The sequence below is a fragment of the Bacillus cereus group sp. BfR-BA-01347 genome (assembly GCF_022663835.1).
Lineage (GTDB): Bacteria > Bacillota > Bacilli > Bacillales > Bacillaceae_G > Bacillus_A > Bacillus_A thuringiensis_K.
In genome coordinates this window covers 253,597-269,519 of record NZ_JAKUGG010000003.1, presented here as the reverse complement: position 1 = coordinate 269,519, position 15,923 = coordinate 253,597, and the positions used below count along the sequence as shown (strand labels likewise).

The following is a 15,923-nucleotide window of genomic DNA, read 5'->3' as shown; positions in this document are numbered from 1 at the left end:
CTCAAGAATTTCTTATTGAATCAAAGCCCATCATCTCTTAGTTCATACCTAGATAAAACTTACACTGTTTTCCATAATGATAAGGCATAAATCCAATTTGGATCCCCATTTCCTTGATAACTCTGGACTGCTTCATATATTTTTCCCTCGTGTAGAACTCTATCTCCTTTTTTATATGCTTTCTTTGCATTCCACTCTTCATATGAATCGTTTTCAGTTTTTGTAGTAATTGTAAATACATCACTTTGTACGGATTCATTTCCAGCTACATCAACAGCTTTCACCACATATTTATAAGTAGTATTAGCGAGTAGATTTTTATCCATATAAGAAGTCGTATTGGCTGTTGCAATCTTCTTCATTGATCCTTCTGTTTCTCTATAAATATCATAATGGTCTACACCAATATTATCGTCAGAAGGACTCCACATTAGATCCACACTTGACGTTGTTGTTCCCATGCTATGTAATCCTTTTGGTTGTGTTGGTGCTTCTGTATCAGGAGTCTCGACAGTTGTTTTTACTGTAAGCGATTGGCTTTCTTTCGATACATTCCCAGCTGCGTCAATTGCTTTTACAGTATAAGAATACTCTGTACTTGCTTGTAATTTTTTATCAATAAAATGAGTGCCTGGTACTGTGTCAATCATCTCTCCGTTACGGAAGATTTGATATCCTTTTACCCCTATATTATCCGTAGAAGCGTTCCATGTTAATTCTATACTATTCGCTGTTACTTTTTGTGTCTGAAGTCCATCTGGAATACTTGGCGCTTCTATGTCTGGTTTCACATCATTAATAAGATTAACATCAATTACATTATAGAATGCATTTGCTGTATCAGCTACATCCCATACTGCTAAAATCACATGATAGCCACTACGATCAGTAGGTACATTGATTTTATGAGTTAAATTATTTGAAGCCGTAGAACCATCATGTTGTACAGTTCCAATTGGTTCAAAATCCGCTCTCGTAAGCGCTTTATTTGGATTCCATCCTTTTTTGGTAATATAGTAATGCCATTTGCTCGTTAAGTGAGGTGCTGTATACTTCCAAGTAAATGTATTTTCACCACCAGTGATTGTATTTTTAAACCAACGACCTGCTGTTTGTTGATCTAAAATACCACCAAATTTCCCACCTGCAGACGCGATTTGTCCATCAGCTGGGCCCCCTTGTGGGAATCCTTTTGGAGCTTCTAAACTCTGTGGTTCATACATAACACTTCCGCAGTTTCCATTTAGTGCACCATAAGTTGCACTACATAAAGCAGATCGGCTACCAGGTTTTTCAACAAAACCATGTGCAGAAGCATTTTGAGGAATAATTGTCGTGCCAATAATTCCAGCTGTTAATACAACTACTCCTAGACTTTTTTTGTTCATTTTCATGTTTTGTAGTTGTTTTAAAAATCGATTATTCATGTTTACGTCCCCTTCTTGTTATACTTCGTAGTGTAATGTGGGCTTTGATGTAAAAGAATAACAAGAGACAAACTTGTACCGATGTATGTATTAGTTATGCATACACCGCATTGAAAATAAATTTTGTTTCTTGTGAAATATTTCACTTGATGAATATATCATTACATAGAAATTATCGTAATATGTGCAGAAGTTGTGCAGAAACATTAAATGTTTTATTAATATATAACATTTAAAACTGAAATCACCTGTTAAAAAAGTAATATTTAACCGTCTGCATTTTCACCAACACATTCATTTCTCTTGTCTTAATATAAGTGGTTATGTTTAGTTATTCATAAGTAAACCGTGCGTACATTCTGTATTTCTTCAAGGTAATAAAGTCTTTTCTTCCAACGAAAAAAACTCCATTGAATTTGTATGCTTAGTAGCAATTTCAATGGAGTTTTTTCATGTCTCACTATTCGTTATAGCTTCGCAAGTTCATTTATCTACAATATAATTAATGTGCGCCACTTAATTTAACTAGAATTTTCGCTTGAGACTTATCATGAATTAATGCTTCAAAGCCTTGTTCAACGATATTATCTATATCCACTTTACTTGTAATAATTGATTGCGCTGGTAATCCTCCATTAGCAAGTAATTTAATGACCTCATTGTAAGTTTCATTGCTATATCCCACAGACCCCATTATTTTTACACCACTAAAAATTAATGAAGCAGGACCATTAAACTGGATATCTTCCGTGTGAAAACTGATAACCATCATTGTGCCACGAACTTTAGTTGATTGAATGGCTTGATTAAATGTTGACTCAACACCTGCAGCTTCAACTGTAACATCTGCTCCATCTGGGAATAATTTACGAATTTCTTCAACAGGGTTCACTTCTTTAGCATTAAAGACATGTGTCGCACCCATTTCAGTTGCTTTGTCGAGTCGACTATCCAATAAATCGACAACAATAATATTAGAAGCACCTGCAGCTTTTGCACCTAATACAGCAAATAACCCAATTGGACCCGCTCCATAGATAACAACTGTATCGCCTTCTTTTACATTTAAATCCTTAATTGATTGGAAAGATACAGCTGCTGGTTCAACCATTGCTGCTACTTCTAGTGGTAAATTATCTAGAATTTTAAAAATCGTTTTTTGTGGAAGTATCGCGTATTCTGCAAACCCTCCGTCAATATGTGCACCAACCGCGTCTATAGTGATGAAACGTTCAGTTTCATCATTTGAAGGATCTTTAAGCATCATTGGATAGATACATACTCTGTCACCTTCTTTAAATTTCGTAACATTAGAACCGACCTCTACAATTTCACCAGAAAATTCATGTCCGATTACCATATTCGTATTCATTGGTACTGAATCTGGATGCAAATATGCATGCAAATCAGAACCACAAATACCAGCCCATGCTACTTTAACTTTCACATCATTCGGTTGTAATTCTTTCACTTCTCTTTCCTCAATACGAATATCTCTTTCGCCATACCACACTGCAGCTTTCATAAAATACCCTCCCTTAAATCATTTCAATATTATATATGAATTTTCATTTAACATTAGATTAATTACATTTTTTAAAGCATGAAAGCACATTTCTTTTGCTCTTTAACCTTCCTCATCATTCCTTCCCTCCTTTGCTATGTTCATTAATCTATCATAGGTTTTGAAGGAATTCGATGAGCAAAAAATAATATATGTCTCAAAGTGAGACATATATCTCGAATTGGTTCATTTATTTAGAAATTCTTAGAAATCCTAATTAATTCTTCTTTTGAATATGGATATTCATTCCCTATCCATTTTTTTATAATCTCAAAAAAACCACTACAGTAGAAATCACATAGTACCATTGGGTACTCAGAGTTTTGGATTCGTTTGGAAAGAGAATCATTATATTCCATTGAATTTTCATATAAATTTTCTGCACCAAACTGAATCAATTTTTCGTATAACTCAAGGCTATTATTTTTACTGGTAATATTAAAAAACAATGTACGATTAACATCTATGTATTCGATTATTTCCTCAAACAATGTACGTTCTAAATCCAAACCCTGCTTTGTTTGTTCAAAGAGATTTATTGCAATGGAATTTGACACATCACTAAATAACACATATTTATCTTCGTAATGACGGTAAAATGTGCTTCTATGAATCATTGCTTTTTCACAAATATGATTAATTGTAATGGATGAAAATGTTTTTTCTTTTAATAATTCCATGAACGCATCTTTTATTATGTTTTGTGTGCGTAAACGTGTAAAATTGCTCAATTCAAGTATCCTCCTACAATTTAACTCCTAAGTAATGCTTGATATTATAATGGTTTTGACTGCATGATCCTTTTTTCTTTTAGTATGCCTAAATCCATAATAATATGGAATTCTTTCCCCTAAATATAATACTTTTTATGAAGCTGAGATGGATACTATAGACTTGGATTCATTAAAAAATAAAATGATTTAAAATTTTAGCTTGATTGCTCTAATTTATGAATAAAATTGGCCCTGGCACTTATACCAGAGCCAAAATGCTTATTTTATATGAAGTAGTTCACTTTTCACAGGGAAAGAACTTAATCCATATATGGTACTACTATCTGAAATAGGAGTGGGAAGATTCTGGTCAATAAACAAAAATGATTTATATCTTTTTATTAATTCCGTTAATACAATTTTAGCTTCTAATCTAGCTAGAGGAGCACCTAAGCAAAAATGGATTCCATGTCCGAATGTAAGGTGAGGATTACGCCTACGATATATATTGAAACTATCAGCATCTTTAAATTGATGCGAGTCACGGTTAGCCGATCCAACCCATGCTGAAACGATTTGATCTACTTGTAAAGTTTGGCCTTTTAATTGAATCTCTTTTTTTACTCTGCGTACAACCCTTTGAACTGGTGAACGATACCGCAATACTTCTTCAATTGTTTTTGGAATAAGAGATATATCCTGTTGTAATTGCTCATAAACATTTGGATGTTCTATTAAACAATATAGTGCGTTTCCAAGTAAATTCGTTGTTGTTTCATTTCCTGCTACTAATAGCAGTTTACAAAACGCTACTAATTCCTCGCCCGAGATATTTATATCCGCTTCACTTTGAACTAATAAAGAAATAATGTCATTTGAATCTTTTTTGGCTTTTCCTCGATTGAGTTGGATCATCTCTTCAAAAAAGTCCCCTAATTCATTTTCTGCTTGTAAACGTGTATGAAAAAATTCTGTCAAATAGTCCGGATCTTCATGACTGGGTGAACTTACGATAATATCAGACCATTTCTTGAATCTTTCCATATCCTTAGCAGAAACCCCTAACATTTCAGCAATTACTATAACGGGTAATGGATAGAATAACTCTTGGACAACATCAAAAGTTTTACGATTGGATAACTGGTTGAGTAAATCGTTTGTAATTTGCTGGATTCTAGGCTCCCATTCTCTTAATGCTTTAGGAGTGAAAGACCGATTTACAATAGACCGTATTTGTGTATGCTTTGGTGGATCCATCCCAAGGATACTTTGTGGAAATGGTGATTTTTTCTTCTCAGGCATAATATTAGAAAAGTACTCTTTATCCTCTAAAACAGTTTTTACGTCTTCGTACAAAAAAACATTCCACATGTCTGCCTGATGATTAAAACAAATAGGCTCCTTTTCCCGCATCTCTTTGTACCATGCAAATGGTTTATACGGTTCTTCTAAAGCCTGTTTTCCTATCAGCTTATTTGTAGGAATCATATCAATTGATTGATAAGGTGTTTTCATGTATAACAATCTCCCCTCAAAAAATAATTTCCATTAAACCAAATACAATTCACCGAATAACATTCGGTGTAATGAGGATTATACAACAACAACCGAAATATTCAAACTATTTTTTGATTTTAAGATAAACCAAGGGAAATTGACGTTGTATAAAAAAATCTGTCAAAGAGAAAACAACAAGCTCTATGCTTTCTTGCCCTATTTTTTATATTTAAGTCTGTTTGGTGTTAAATCAGCTAAACTAAAAGAAAAAGCATGATCCTTCTTTATACTGCAAGAAGGGCATGCTTTTTTGTTTACAATACAACATATAGACCCCACATCGATTCATTTCAAAGTAGTTCATTCCCCATTAGATATTTTTCTATCCCTCTGAAAGGGAGAGTAACGGTCAAAGCACATGTAAAAAGTCAATAAAATAACTAATTCATAGATGCTGACTTTGGTACTGTATATACTTTATACCGTAACAAATTTATCGAGAAATGAACCATTTTGAGATAAATGTCTCATTTTGATACATATACACATTTTTGTTTATCGCTTTCCATTGATGCCTATGATAAATTGCTAAACATAGCTAGCTTACAATTTAATTTTGATGATTTCGTTACAATTAAATTTCTAAAAATAATATTTCACCTTTCATATCATAAAAAATTAAAAAGGAGTTTTTAAAATGAAAAATCGAGTAAATCCAGAGTTATTACCAGGGTTAGAAATGTATCCAGATCAAGATTTACGCCCAGAGTGTTTGCAAGCAATGAGAGAAGAAGCTGCACGAGTCTTCCCAGCTACCGTCGTTGATGAATCTCTTTCTTTAACAGAGGAATTTATTGAAGGACCTGATGCGAATCAAGTACGAATAAAAATTTATCGTCCAAAATCAAATAATGAAGCCTTACCTGCCCTGTTATGGATACATGGTGGTGGTTATATCTTAGGCTCTATAAATGATAATGAAGATCTTTGTGTGAAATTTGCAAAAGAAGTTGGCTGTGTAGTCGTTTCTGTAGACTACCGTTTAGCTCCTGAACATCCTTATCCAGCCCCAATTGAAGATTGTTATGCAGCATTAAAATGGATTGCTGATAATGCAGAAGCATTAAATATTGATTCGAATCGAATTGGTGTTGCAGGAGTGAGCGCTGGAGGGGGACTAACAGCAGCATTAACGTTATTAGCCCGTGATCGACAATACCCTTCTATCTGTTTCCAAATGCCGCTCTATCCAATGATTGATGACCGTAATAATACACCTTCTACAAATGAAATTAAAGAAGGATTTGTTTGGAATCAAAAATCAAATGAAGCTGGCTGGAAAATGTATTTAGGTGAATTATATGGAACGGATCACATTCCTGCTTATGCAGCCGCTGCTCGAGCAGAAGATTATCGTAATCTGCCACGTACCTACACATGTGTTGGTCAATTAGATCCATTCCGTAGTGAAACATTAACCTATGTAACGAAACTTGCGGAAGCTGGTGTTGATGTTGAATTCCATTTATATCCTGGAGCTTATCATGGGTTCGAAATGTTCCACCCAGATGCTGATATATCTATTCACGCCTTGAATGATTATGTACGAGCAGTTAAGACTGGTTTGGCAAGAAAGTAGCTTAGGTATAGACTTAATCTCTTTACAAAAGAACCACTCGCAAATGAACTAGATCCAAAAAGTTGGGCACATATTTAAGCAGCTAATAAGGATTGAACTCTGTATTATACAGGGGGCAATCCTTTTAATTTTTTTATGGGGTATTTTCCTTTCTTAGGTTGATAGCGATAGGGTATCAACCTAAAAATAACAAGTTCCTAAAAACAAAAAGATAATTCAGGTAACTATATAAGGATAAAATTTTATTTTAAAATGTAAATTTGAATTAAAGCCTTAATATTTGTAAAAAAGACAAGAAACTTTGAAGAAAAAAAGCTTAGCTTGATGAATCTTATTTATATATATAATTGGCCCTAGTGCATCTGCACTAGGGCCAAAATATTTATTCTATATGGATAATTTCACTTTTTACCGGAAAAGTTTTTAATCCATATATAGAACGACTATTGGAGATAGGAATGGGAAGATTATGGTCAATAAACGAAAAAGATTTATATTTTTTCATTATTTCTGTCAATATAATTGTAGCTTCTAACCTAGCTAGTCGAGTACCTAAGCAAAAGTTGATTCCATAACCAAACCCAAGGTGAGGGTTTCGCGGACGATGTATGTTGAAACTATCAGCATCATTGAAATACTGAGAGTCACGATTAGCTGATCCAATCCAAGCTGAGACGATTTGATTTACTTTTAAAGTTTGGCCATTTAATTGCATTCCTTTTTTTACTCTACGTACAATTCTTTGAGTTGGTGAACGATAACGTAATACTTCCTCAATTACTTTTGGAATAAGAGATAGATCCTGTTGTAATTGCTCATAAACATCTGGGTTTTCTATCAAACAATATAAAGCGTTCCCAAGTAAATTCGTTGTTGTTTCATTTCCCGCTACTAATAGTAGTTTACAAAAAGGTACTATTTCCTCGCCTGAAATTTTATTGTCTGCTTCACTTTGAACTAACAAAGAGATAATATCATTGGAATTTTCTTTTGAATTTCCTCGCTTGATTTGTAGGATTTCTTCAAAAAAGTCCCCTAATTCATTTTCTGCTTGTAAACGTATATGAAAAAATTCTGTTAAGTAATCCGGATCTTCATGACTCGGTGAACTTACGATAATATCAGACCATTTCTTAAACTTTTCCATATCCTTAGCAGAAACCCCTAACATTTCAGCAATTACTATAACTGGTAAAGGATAAAATAACTCCCTTACAATATCAAAAGTTTCACGATTGGATAACTGAGTAAGAATATCTTCTGTGATTTTCTGTATTCTCGGTTCCCATGCCTCTAATACTTTAGGAGTGAAAGACCGATTTACAATAGACCGAATTTGCGTATGCTTTGGTGGATTCATCTCAAGGATACTTTTGGGAAATGGAGGCTTTTTCTTCTTGGGCATAATACTAGAAAAATGTTCTTTATCCTCTAAAACTATTTTTACATCATCATACAAAAAAACATTCCACATATCATTCTGAGGATTAAAACAAATAGGTTCTTTTTCCCGCATTTCTTTATACCATGCAAATGTTTCATATGGATTTTCTAAGGCCTTTTTTTCTATTAGCTTATTTGTAGGAATCATAACAATTGATTCATAAGTTGTTTTCATATATAAAAATCTCCCCTCAAAAAATCAGTTTCATTACATAGAATTTAATTCACCGAATGATATTCGGTATAATTGAAATTATATAACAATCAACCATGTTTTCAACCCACTTTTTCATATCTAAGATATCAGTTAATATATAATCAAGGAGGAATAAAATTTGTGTAAAAAAAATCTGACCAAAAGAAAACAACAAGCTCTACTAACACAGAGCAATATATCTCATGTGTTTTTGAATTTAACGAAAGAAAAAAAATTTGAGAATATAACAATTGAAGATATTTGTAAAAAAGCAAATGTCTCAGTAGGAACTTTTTATCATTATTTCTCTTCCAAAGAGGATATTTACAAAAAAATATTCCAACAAATTGACGAAAACCTACATGTTGAATTAGAAAATATTGATCAACATACAACAGTGCAAACGACTATTTTAAATTTCTTCCAATGCATAGCTGAATATACAACTAAATTAGAGTTACATATCAATCTTCTTAATGATTTAAACAAACGATCATTTATATATGAGCCTTCATTAATTTACAAAGCTCTAAAAGGTTTTGTTTATAAAGGACAACTCGAAAAAGAATTAACAAATGATATGAGTGTAGAAGAAATAACAACGTATCTTTTTACATTCGCTAGAGGGCTTATATTAGATTGGTGTATTTTAGAGGGAGCATACTCTTTAGAGCAGAGAATGGCTACTTATATGAAGTTGGCATTGAAGTCTTTACAACCATAAATTTCATTCAAGCTCTATGCTTTCTTGCCCTATTTCTTATATTTAAGTCTGTTTGGTATTAAAGCAGCTAAACTAAAAAAGCATCGGACCGAAACGGACATCAACGGTATCAAAAAAGCGAGTCCATGAACGAATTTCGCTCATGAACTCGCTTATAATCTTTATGGGACTTTTCATTGCCCTCCTAGGCGGGTGAAGGGCTTTTCATGGGAATATAAATTCCTTGTTATGATTGTAGGCTTTCAAGAGCCGAGTTGCGGTAATTGTTATTTTGCTCAACGGTAGCTTCTGAAAGTGCCTTCTTCAACGCCACAGCATTCAAGTCCTCCTCGATAAAATCAGGCGTTCCAGAAGCAGGCGTTCCAAGCTGAACACGCCATGAATCATCAATGGAACCGCCATCGACAGGATCAAAGCCGAGTGAGTTGACAAGCTTCATCACAATCACTTTGGATGCAGGATCGTCTGCAAAAACCGGTAGCGCAATCCGGTCCTCAGCGCCTTCCGGTTTCGCCAAATCAACAATACGCTGAGACACGATGTTGCTGAACGCTCTGACGACTGGGGCGCCGATTTGCTGCTCCACCCAACGGCTTTCCGTTTTTATGCTGCCATCCAGGAGTTGTTCAATTCTACCATCCCGGTGTACAGTATAGTTGTTAGTATCGATGATAGCAGCCTTAGCTTGCCGAAGATCGAACAATCCGCGAGGGAGTGACGCAATTTTGCCGAAAGGGATTGAAAGAATAATAAGATCGGCTCCACGAACTGCTTCTTCATTAGTCACCGGTTTCGCTCCGGTGAGAGTTACGACCTCTACTAATGTGTCTGGTCCACGTGAATTTGAGATGTTAACCTGATGCCCCAAAGCAACAAGCTGTTTGGCCAAAGTTGACCCGACAAGGCCAGCGCCAATAATTCCAATATTCATACCCGTATTCCTCCAATTCAAATATAATATAGAAACACTATTCAAAATAAAATAAAACGAAACAGAACAGTTCTGTTTCGTTTTCATGTTATAGAATAGATTTTCCAATGTCAAGAAAGAAATGAAGACGTACAGCCGCTACACAACTATTGGTTAAGGTGCAGATCGATTAAGCAAGCCGACACTTTTTTTAATTGTTCTCCTGAAATATCCGCTCCTACAATCGGTGCTGTGGAAAATGCGCCATTAATGACAAGCAGAAGCTGGTCAGCCAATGTATCATCTGAAGCCCCGGCTTCTTTTGTGAGCCGCTGTAGGAGATTTCTTAACGCCTCGGTATGCTTTTGAACGAGATGTTGGATAGGATTCTGATTTGAAAATTCGGCATGGGCATTCAAAAAAACACAACCACGAATTCCAGGCTCGGTCAACAAGGCATTAATACTTTCCACTAAAGCAAATATTTGCATACGTGGCGATCCCTCGTAGGCAGAGACGGCATCATTAAACTGAACCCACAAACTTTCACTCTTTTCTTCTAGGTAAGCGATAATTAGATCATCTTTTGAAGGAAAATGACGATATAACGTACCTTTGCTCACTCCGGATACTTCCACAATTTTATCAACACCTACGGCGCGGATGCCTTCGTTATAAAATAACTCAGAAGCCACGTCCAAAATTTTCTGACGAGCCGATTTACGGGTTTGGTTCATCTATAAACACCTGACCTATCTATAAAAATGATAAAACTTCGCCTTTAATGAGGCAGTTCTATCGTACCATCAATATCTTTTTACCACAATGTATGAAGATTTTTTATCATACATTGTGCCTTCATATAAAACAGATTATTAGGCTAGTATATCGAAGAGAGAACGCTCACTTCCTGTGCAAAGGAGAAATACTTCACCGAATACTGATAACTATAGGCTTCTATGTATGGACTCGACATATCCCCACTGTGCAATCCACGTGTGTAGTGTATGTGATAACACAAGAGATTGTTGCTGAGCATTAACATCTAAACTAATAGGCTACAGCAATTTTGTATTTTTTATATTACTTATTTTATCAGCTTGATACAGCAGTAATGCTTGCAAGCTTGTTTATAAAATAAATAAAAGATGCTTTTACATAAGAGGCTTACCCTATCGCCATCAAACTAAAAGAACGAGTTACCCCAAAACAATAAACATGAGCAAAATGCAAAAAAATTTCGTTCTGGGGAGAGTATGAGATTTTAACTTTTGGGCATACCCTTCGTCCCTCATTAGGTAATTTTTCAATAAGCTCGAAAAGGGAAACATGAGCTAAAATATGTGTATAAAGACAAGAGTCATGAATGAATTTGATTACTGATTTTGGTACTGTTTATATTTTCTACATATCGTTAGAAGTTTATTGAGAAATGAACCAATTTGAGGCTTTTGTCTCATTTTGAAACATATACACATTTTTGATTATCGTTTCCCTCTAATGCCTATGATAAATTACTAAACATAGCTAGGCTATATTTTAATTTTGATAATTTCGCCACAATTGAATTGCTTAAAATAATATTTCACCTTTCAGAAAAAATACTGTAAAAAGGAGCTTTTAAAATGAAGAATCGAGTACATCCAAAGTTATTACCAGCGTTAGAAATGATTCCAGATTTTGAGTTACGTCCAGAGAACTTGCCAGCAATGAGAGAACAAGCCGCACTAATCTTACCAGATATTACTGGTGATGAATCACTTTCGATAACAGAGGAAATCATTGAGGGGCCTGATGCGAATCCATTGCGATTAAAAATTTATCGTCCAAAATCAAATGATCAATCCTTACCTGCCCTGTTATGGATACATGGTGGCGGTTATATCTTAGGCGCTGCAGATGAGAATGATATCCTTTGTGTGAGATTTGCAAAAGAAGCAAACTGTATGGTCGTTAATGTAGATTACCGTTTAGCTCCTGAACATCCTTATCCAGCTCCAATTGAAGATTGTTATGCAGCATTAAAATGGATGGCGGATAACGCCGAGGCTTTAAATATTGATTCAAATCGAATTGGGGTTGCAGGAGCGAGCGCTGGTGGCGGACTAACAGCAGCATTAACGTTATTAGCTCGTGATCGACAATATCCTTCTATTTGTTTCCAAATGCCACTTTATCCAATGATTGATGATCGTAATAATACGCCTTCTGCGAATGAAATTAAAGAAGGATTTACTTGGAATCAAAAGACAAATGAAGCTGGATGGAAAATGTATTTAGGAAAATTACATGGAACGGATCATATTCCTGCTTATGCAGCGGCTGCTCGAGCAGAAGACTATCGTAATTTACCACGCACCTACACATGTGTTGGTCAATTAGACGCATTCCGTAGTGAAACATTAACCTATGTAACGAAACTTGCAGAAGCTGGTGTTGATGTTGAGTTCCATTTATACCCTGGAGCTTATCATGGGTTTGAAATGTTACCTTCAGATGCTGATATATCTACTCATGCTTGGAATGATTATGTACGAGCAGTGAAGACTGGTTTCGCAAAAAAGTAACTAGGGTAGCGACAAAAGATTTCAAAATAAAGGAGGATTTATAGTGAAGAATAGAGTTCATCCAGAATTAAGAGAAATGTTTTCTGTATTACCAGAAGTAGATAATAGCCCGGAAAATTTCCAACAATATAGAAAATGGGCTAAAGAATCTTTTACTGCAACAGTTTTATCATCGAATGATAAAGTTACCGTATCTAATCGATTTATACCTGGTCCTGAAAGAGCGCCTGAAGTTAGAGTTCGCATTTATGAGCCAACTAAAAAAACAGAAGCTTTACCTGGGGTTCTTTGGATACACGGTGGTGGCTACCAAGTGGGATCACCCGAAATGGATGACAAACTTTGTGAAAAGTTCGTATTGGAAGCCAACTGTATAGTGGTTTCGGTTGACTATAGATTAGCACCAGAATATCCATTCCCTGCACCACTTGAGGACTGCTATGCAGCTTTACAGTGGGTTTCTAATAATTCGGAAGATCTTAGTATCGATTCTTCTCGAATTGCAATTGCCGGAATGAGTGCAGGCGGTGGACTTACAGCAGCCCTTGCTCTTTTAGCAAGAGATAGAAAAGGACCTTCAATCATATTCCAAATGCCGCTATGCCCAATGATTGATGATCGTAATATAAAACCTTCTGCTTTTGAGATAACGGATTCAAAATTATGGAACAGAAAAGCTAACATCTCTGGCTGGAAAATGTATTTAGGTTCAGTTTATGGTGAAGAGGTATCCCCATACGCTGCTCCAGCTCGTGCGACTGACCTTACAGGACTTCCACCAACGTATACAATGGTGGGTGAAATAGACCTATTCCGCGACGAAACAATTGAATATGCAAATAGATTAATGCAAGCTGGAGTACCAACAGAATTTCATGTTTATCCTGGTGGCTACCATGGATTCGAATTGATAGTGCCTAATGCTGAAATTAGTCAAAGAGCTGAGGAAGAATATATTGGTGCATTAAAGCAAGCATTACAAAAAACAGAAATTTAAAGGTAAGTGTAATAAAAAATTGATTTACTACTATCTATTTATTTCCCAAAGCTACTCTATTCAAGGATTGATGATCGCAATAATACAAGCTTCTGCGAATGAGATTACAGAAGCTTGTATTGGGAATCCAACATCAAATGAAGTTGATTGGAAAATGGAGTTTTTGTATTTGCTGTTAAATAAGAATTGAAGAATATTTTTTAATCAAACTTTATTCTAAAGCTACACCATAAGCAGAAAAAAACATAATCTTGTCCCAAAACAAAAATATTAGTAATTCATCATAAAAAGTGCTCCTAGCTAAATCAAGGAGCACTTTTTATGAAACATTATTTTTTATTAGCTTATGAACCACCTTATTATAACAACCATGTTTTACTACTTGCCTAACATCATCTACTTCAATTCCCATTATCTCTGTAATATCTACAACAATTGTATTCTGTAGAACACTTACTACATATCCCGTTAATTGTAAATTAGGATTTTTACGATATGAAAATTGAACGTAATCTCCAATTGTTACCTTTGTTTTATGCTCCATTTTGTCCCTCCTTGAATCATCATTAATTATTGATTAGGTTTCCCTTTTATTGCTTCTCCATACTGTTTGGCAAGTTTATAAATTGAAAAGCCTAGTAATTATTAGGCTTTTTGTTTAACTCATTTATGTTCTACATAATAAATCTCAAAGTAAAACATCTATTCAAAAATTACCACTCTAACACCTTTTTTAAAACCCAACGTATAATGCTATGAGCATTTACAACACGTTCTTGGTCCCTGTTAATAAGAAAAACCACAGCAATTGCTGCGGTTTTTCTTATTGAAACTGTGAAATTATAATTTCCTATTCTAAATAATAAATAAGCTTAGTTCTCATATTTATCTTTCTATGGACCTTTAAAAATAAATTTCTTAGCTTGTTGGATATGTAGTGCTCCTCCTATAGCAAATCCTATATCAATAGATGTATTCAATTTTTGGAACCATAAATTTGCCACAAACAAAAAGAACCATAACCTCGCCAATCTGGCAAAATTATGGTTCATATCATATAAAATAAAAAAACCACCAAATATGTATTGGTGGAGACGGTGGGAGTCGAACCCACGTCCAAAAATATCGGCACTTAAGCTTCTACGAGTGTAGTCGATATATTAGCATTTCGCGAACTCTTCGGCCTATCGACAGGCTTCCAAGTTGCTAGTCTGGTTGTTCTCTTCCTTTGTCCTCAGACGGCGAACTCCGGCGTAGTCCACTTAGTTTGAGTCCCTTACCCTACCACATGGACGATGGAGGGAGGAACCTTTAGTGCAATTAAGCAGCTAAAGAAAGATTGTTTTGTTTGCCAATTATAGGCTTTGACGTTTTAACGAGGCCGATCCCCTCGACTCGCAACCTAAGCTCGAACTATCCCTGTCGAATCCGTAACGTCCCCATGATAAAAATGGAGCATACGAAGAAAATATCGTGATAGCTACTAAGAGCTGTTTTTCAATGTGCAACAATCTTACATAAGTTATTATAACATACGTGCTCTATTTTACAAATGTAAATATCTGTATTACATCTTTTGGCGATCACGGAACGCGCGTGCAATTTCACGTTTAGCTTCTTTCTCTTTTAAATCGTGACGTTTATCGTATTGTTTCTTACCTTTTGCTAAGCCAAGTGCCATTTTCGCAAATCCATTTTTCAAATAAATTCTAAGTGGAACTAATGCGTAACCTGTTTCTTTCGCAGCACCCGCTAGCTTATCAATTTCTTTTTTATGAAGAAGTAATTTTCTCGTACGAAGTGGATCATGGTTGAAACGATTCCCTTGTTCATACGTATTAATGTGCATATTATGAACCCATACTTCACCATTATGTACACGTGCAAACGCATCTTTCAAGTTTACGCGTCCAGCGCGAATCGACTTAATTTCCGTTCCTTGAAGGACAAGCCCTGCTTCGTATGTTTCTTCGATGAAATAATCATGAAATGCTTTTTTATTTTGTGCAATAACCTTACCTGTACCCTTTGGCATATAACGTCCCTCCTCTATTTTTACTATTGTAACAAATGTTAATAAAAAGCGAAAGTGGCTCGCTCAGAATGTGAGGTGGATGGAGCTTCTGACCTTGAGGCGCTCTTTGCCTCTCGGGAAGAAGTGAAGCCGCCCAACATTCTAGCCACTGTAGCTGGATTCCAACAAAAAGCGAAAGTGGCTCGCTCTCAAGCCACGAAGAAAAAAGAAA

Annotated in this window: 13 protein-coding genes and 1 other RNA gene; 4 read left to right on the top strand and 10 right to left on the bottom strand. The window is 35.3% G+C overall.

The window, feature by feature from the left end; genetic code table 11:
• Positions 1-59: 59 nt before the first annotated feature.
• The 4 genes from MR143_RS07420 to MR143_RS07405 all read right to left on the bottom strand — a co-directional run bounded on the left by MR143_RS07420 (position 60) and on the right by MR143_RS07405 (position 5,219).
• Positions 60-1,427, bottom strand: coding sequence for a lytic polysaccharide monooxygenase (locus MR143_RS07420; protein WP_151521623.1), 1,368 nt, complete (start codon positions 1,425-1,427; stop codon positions 60-62).
• Positions 1,428-1,929: 502 nt separating this feature from the next.
• Entirely contained in the window at positions 1,930-2,952 is a 1,023-nt protein-coding gene (locus MR143_RS07415; protein WP_242280693.1) for a 2,3-butanediol dehydrogenase, read from the bottom strand.
• Positions 2,953-3,185: 233 nt separating this feature from the next.
• Positions 3,186-3,722 (bottom strand): TetR/AcrR family transcriptional regulator, encoded by a 537-nt coding sequence (locus tag MR143_RS07410; protein ID WP_000064555.1) that lies wholly within the window; start codon positions 3,720-3,722, stop codon positions 3,186-3,188.
• 261 nt (positions 3,723-3,983) lie between these two features.
• Positions 3,984-5,219, bottom strand: a complete 1,236-nt coding sequence (locus tag MR143_RS07405; protein WP_000856900.1) for a cytochrome P450 — start codon at positions 5,217-5,219, stop codon at positions 3,984-3,986.
• Between the two features lie 679 nt (positions 5,220-5,898).
• On the opposite strand from MR143_RS07405, the gene MR143_RS07400 reads away from it, so the two are divergent.
• Positions 5,899-6,840 (top strand): alpha/beta hydrolase, encoded by a 942-nt coding sequence (locus tag MR143_RS07400; RefSeq protein WP_000797648.1) that lies wholly within the window; start codon positions 5,899-5,901, stop codon positions 6,838-6,840.
• A 382-nt stretch (positions 6,841-7,222) separates the two neighbouring features.
• Here MR143_RS07400 and MR143_RS07395 read toward each other — a convergent pair whose 3' ends face one another.
• Positions 7,223-8,458 carry a cytochrome P450 gene (locus tag MR143_RS07395; RefSeq protein ID WP_000859239.1) on the bottom strand — a complete coding sequence of 412 codons (1,236 nt, stop codon included), beginning with the start codon at positions 8,456-8,458 and terminating at the stop codon, positions 7,223-7,225.
• 160 nt (positions 8,459-8,618) lie between these two features.
• Here MR143_RS07395 and MR143_RS07390 point away from each other — a divergent pair, with 160 nt between their 5' ends.
• Positions 8,619-9,203 carry a TetR/AcrR family transcriptional regulator gene (locus MR143_RS07390; protein ID WP_000335148.1) on the top strand — a complete coding sequence of 195 codons (585 nt, stop codon included), beginning with the start codon at positions 8,619-8,621 and terminating at the stop codon, positions 9,201-9,203.
• Between the two features lie 226 nt (positions 9,204-9,429).
• Here the strand turns inward: MR143_RS07390 and MR143_RS07385 are convergent, their stop codons facing one another.
• Together MR143_RS07385 and MR143_RS07380 are read right to left on the bottom strand one after the other, a co-directional pair.
• The gene (locus tag MR143_RS07385) at positions 9,430-10,134 is read right to left on the bottom strand and encodes an NADPH-dependent F420 reductase (RefSeq protein ID WP_001020517.1); all 705 of its coding nucleotides are present in this window, start codon (positions 10,132-10,134) and stop codon (positions 9,430-9,432) included.
• 146 nt (positions 10,135-10,280) lie between these two features.
• Positions 10,281-10,850: a TetR/AcrR family transcriptional regulator gene (locus tag MR143_RS07380; RefSeq protein WP_001077083.1), complete on the bottom strand. Its 570-nt coding sequence runs from the start codon at positions 10,848-10,850 to the stop codon at positions 10,281-10,283.
• 888 nt (positions 10,851-11,738) lie between these two features.
• Between MR143_RS07380 and MR143_RS07375 the strand changes: the two genes are divergently transcribed.
• Both MR143_RS07375 and MR143_RS07370 read left to right on the top strand, forming a co-directional pair.
• Entirely contained in the window at positions 11,739-12,680 is a 942-nt protein-coding gene (locus MR143_RS07375; protein WP_000797641.1) for an alpha/beta hydrolase, read from the top strand.
• 43 nt (positions 12,681-12,723) lie between these two features.
• Entirely contained in the window at positions 12,724-13,677 is a 954-nt protein-coding gene (locus MR143_RS07370) for an alpha/beta hydrolase (protein ID WP_242280692.1), read from the top strand.
• Between the two features lie 319 nt (positions 13,678-13,996).
• Here MR143_RS07370 and MR143_RS07365 read toward each other — a convergent pair whose 3' ends face one another.
• From MR143_RS07365 to smpB, 3 genes are all read right to left on the bottom strand, one after another.
• Complete coding sequence (locus MR143_RS07365) at positions 13,997-14,221, bottom strand: DUF2187 family protein (RefSeq protein WP_000400421.1); 225 nt, start codon at positions 14,219-14,221, stop codon at positions 13,997-13,999.
• Between the two features lie 542 nt (positions 14,222-14,763).
• Positions 14,764-15,118, bottom strand: a transfer-messenger RNA (tmRNA) gene (ssrA, locus tag MR143_RS07360).
• 126 nt (positions 15,119-15,244) lie between these two features.
• Positions 15,245-15,712, bottom strand: coding sequence for an SsrA-binding protein (gene smpB, locus MR143_RS07355; protein WP_001123919.1), 468 nt, complete (start codon positions 15,710-15,712; stop codon positions 15,245-15,247).
• Positions 15,713-15,923 lie beyond the last annotated feature (211 nt).

Bases quoted from the DNA above. Each gene is read 5' to 3' on its own strand.
- MR143_RS07365 (WP_000400421.1), bottom strand. From the start codon at position 14,221: ATGGAGCATAAAACAAAGGTAACAATTGGAGATTACGTTCAATTTTCA.
- MR143_RS07375 (WP_000797641.1), top strand. From the start codon at position 11,739: ATGAAGAATCGAGTACATCCAAAGTTATTACCAGCGTTAGAAATGATT.
- MR143_RS07400 (WP_000797648.1), top strand. From the start codon at position 5,899: ATGAAAAATCGAGTAAATCCAGAGTTATTACCAGGGTTAGAAATGTAT.
- MR143_RS07395 (WP_000859239.1), bottom strand. From the start codon at position 8,458: ATGAAAACAACTTATGAATCAATTGTTATGATTCCTACAAATAAGCTA.
- MR143_RS07405 (WP_000856900.1), bottom strand. From the start codon at position 5,219: ATGAAAACACCTTATCAATCAATTGATATGATTCCTACAAATAAGCTG.
- smpB (WP_001123919.1), bottom strand. From the start codon at position 15,712: ATGCCAAAGGGTACAGGTAAGGTTATTGCACAAAATAAAAAAGCATTT.
- MR143_RS07420 (WP_151521623.1), bottom strand. From the start codon at position 1,427: ATGAATAATCGATTTTTAAAACAACTACAAAACATGAAAATGAACAAA.
- MR143_RS07415 (WP_242280693.1), bottom strand. From the start codon at position 2,952: ATGAAAGCTGCAGTGTGGTATGGCGAAAGAGATATTCGTATTGAGGAA.
- MR143_RS07385 (WP_001020517.1), bottom strand. From the start codon at position 10,134: ATGAATATTGGAATTATTGGCGCTGGCCTTGTCGGGTCAACTTTGGCC.
- MR143_RS07380 (WP_001077083.1), bottom strand. From the start codon at position 10,850: ATGAACCAAACCCGTAAATCGGCTCGTCAGAAAATTTTGGACGTGGCT.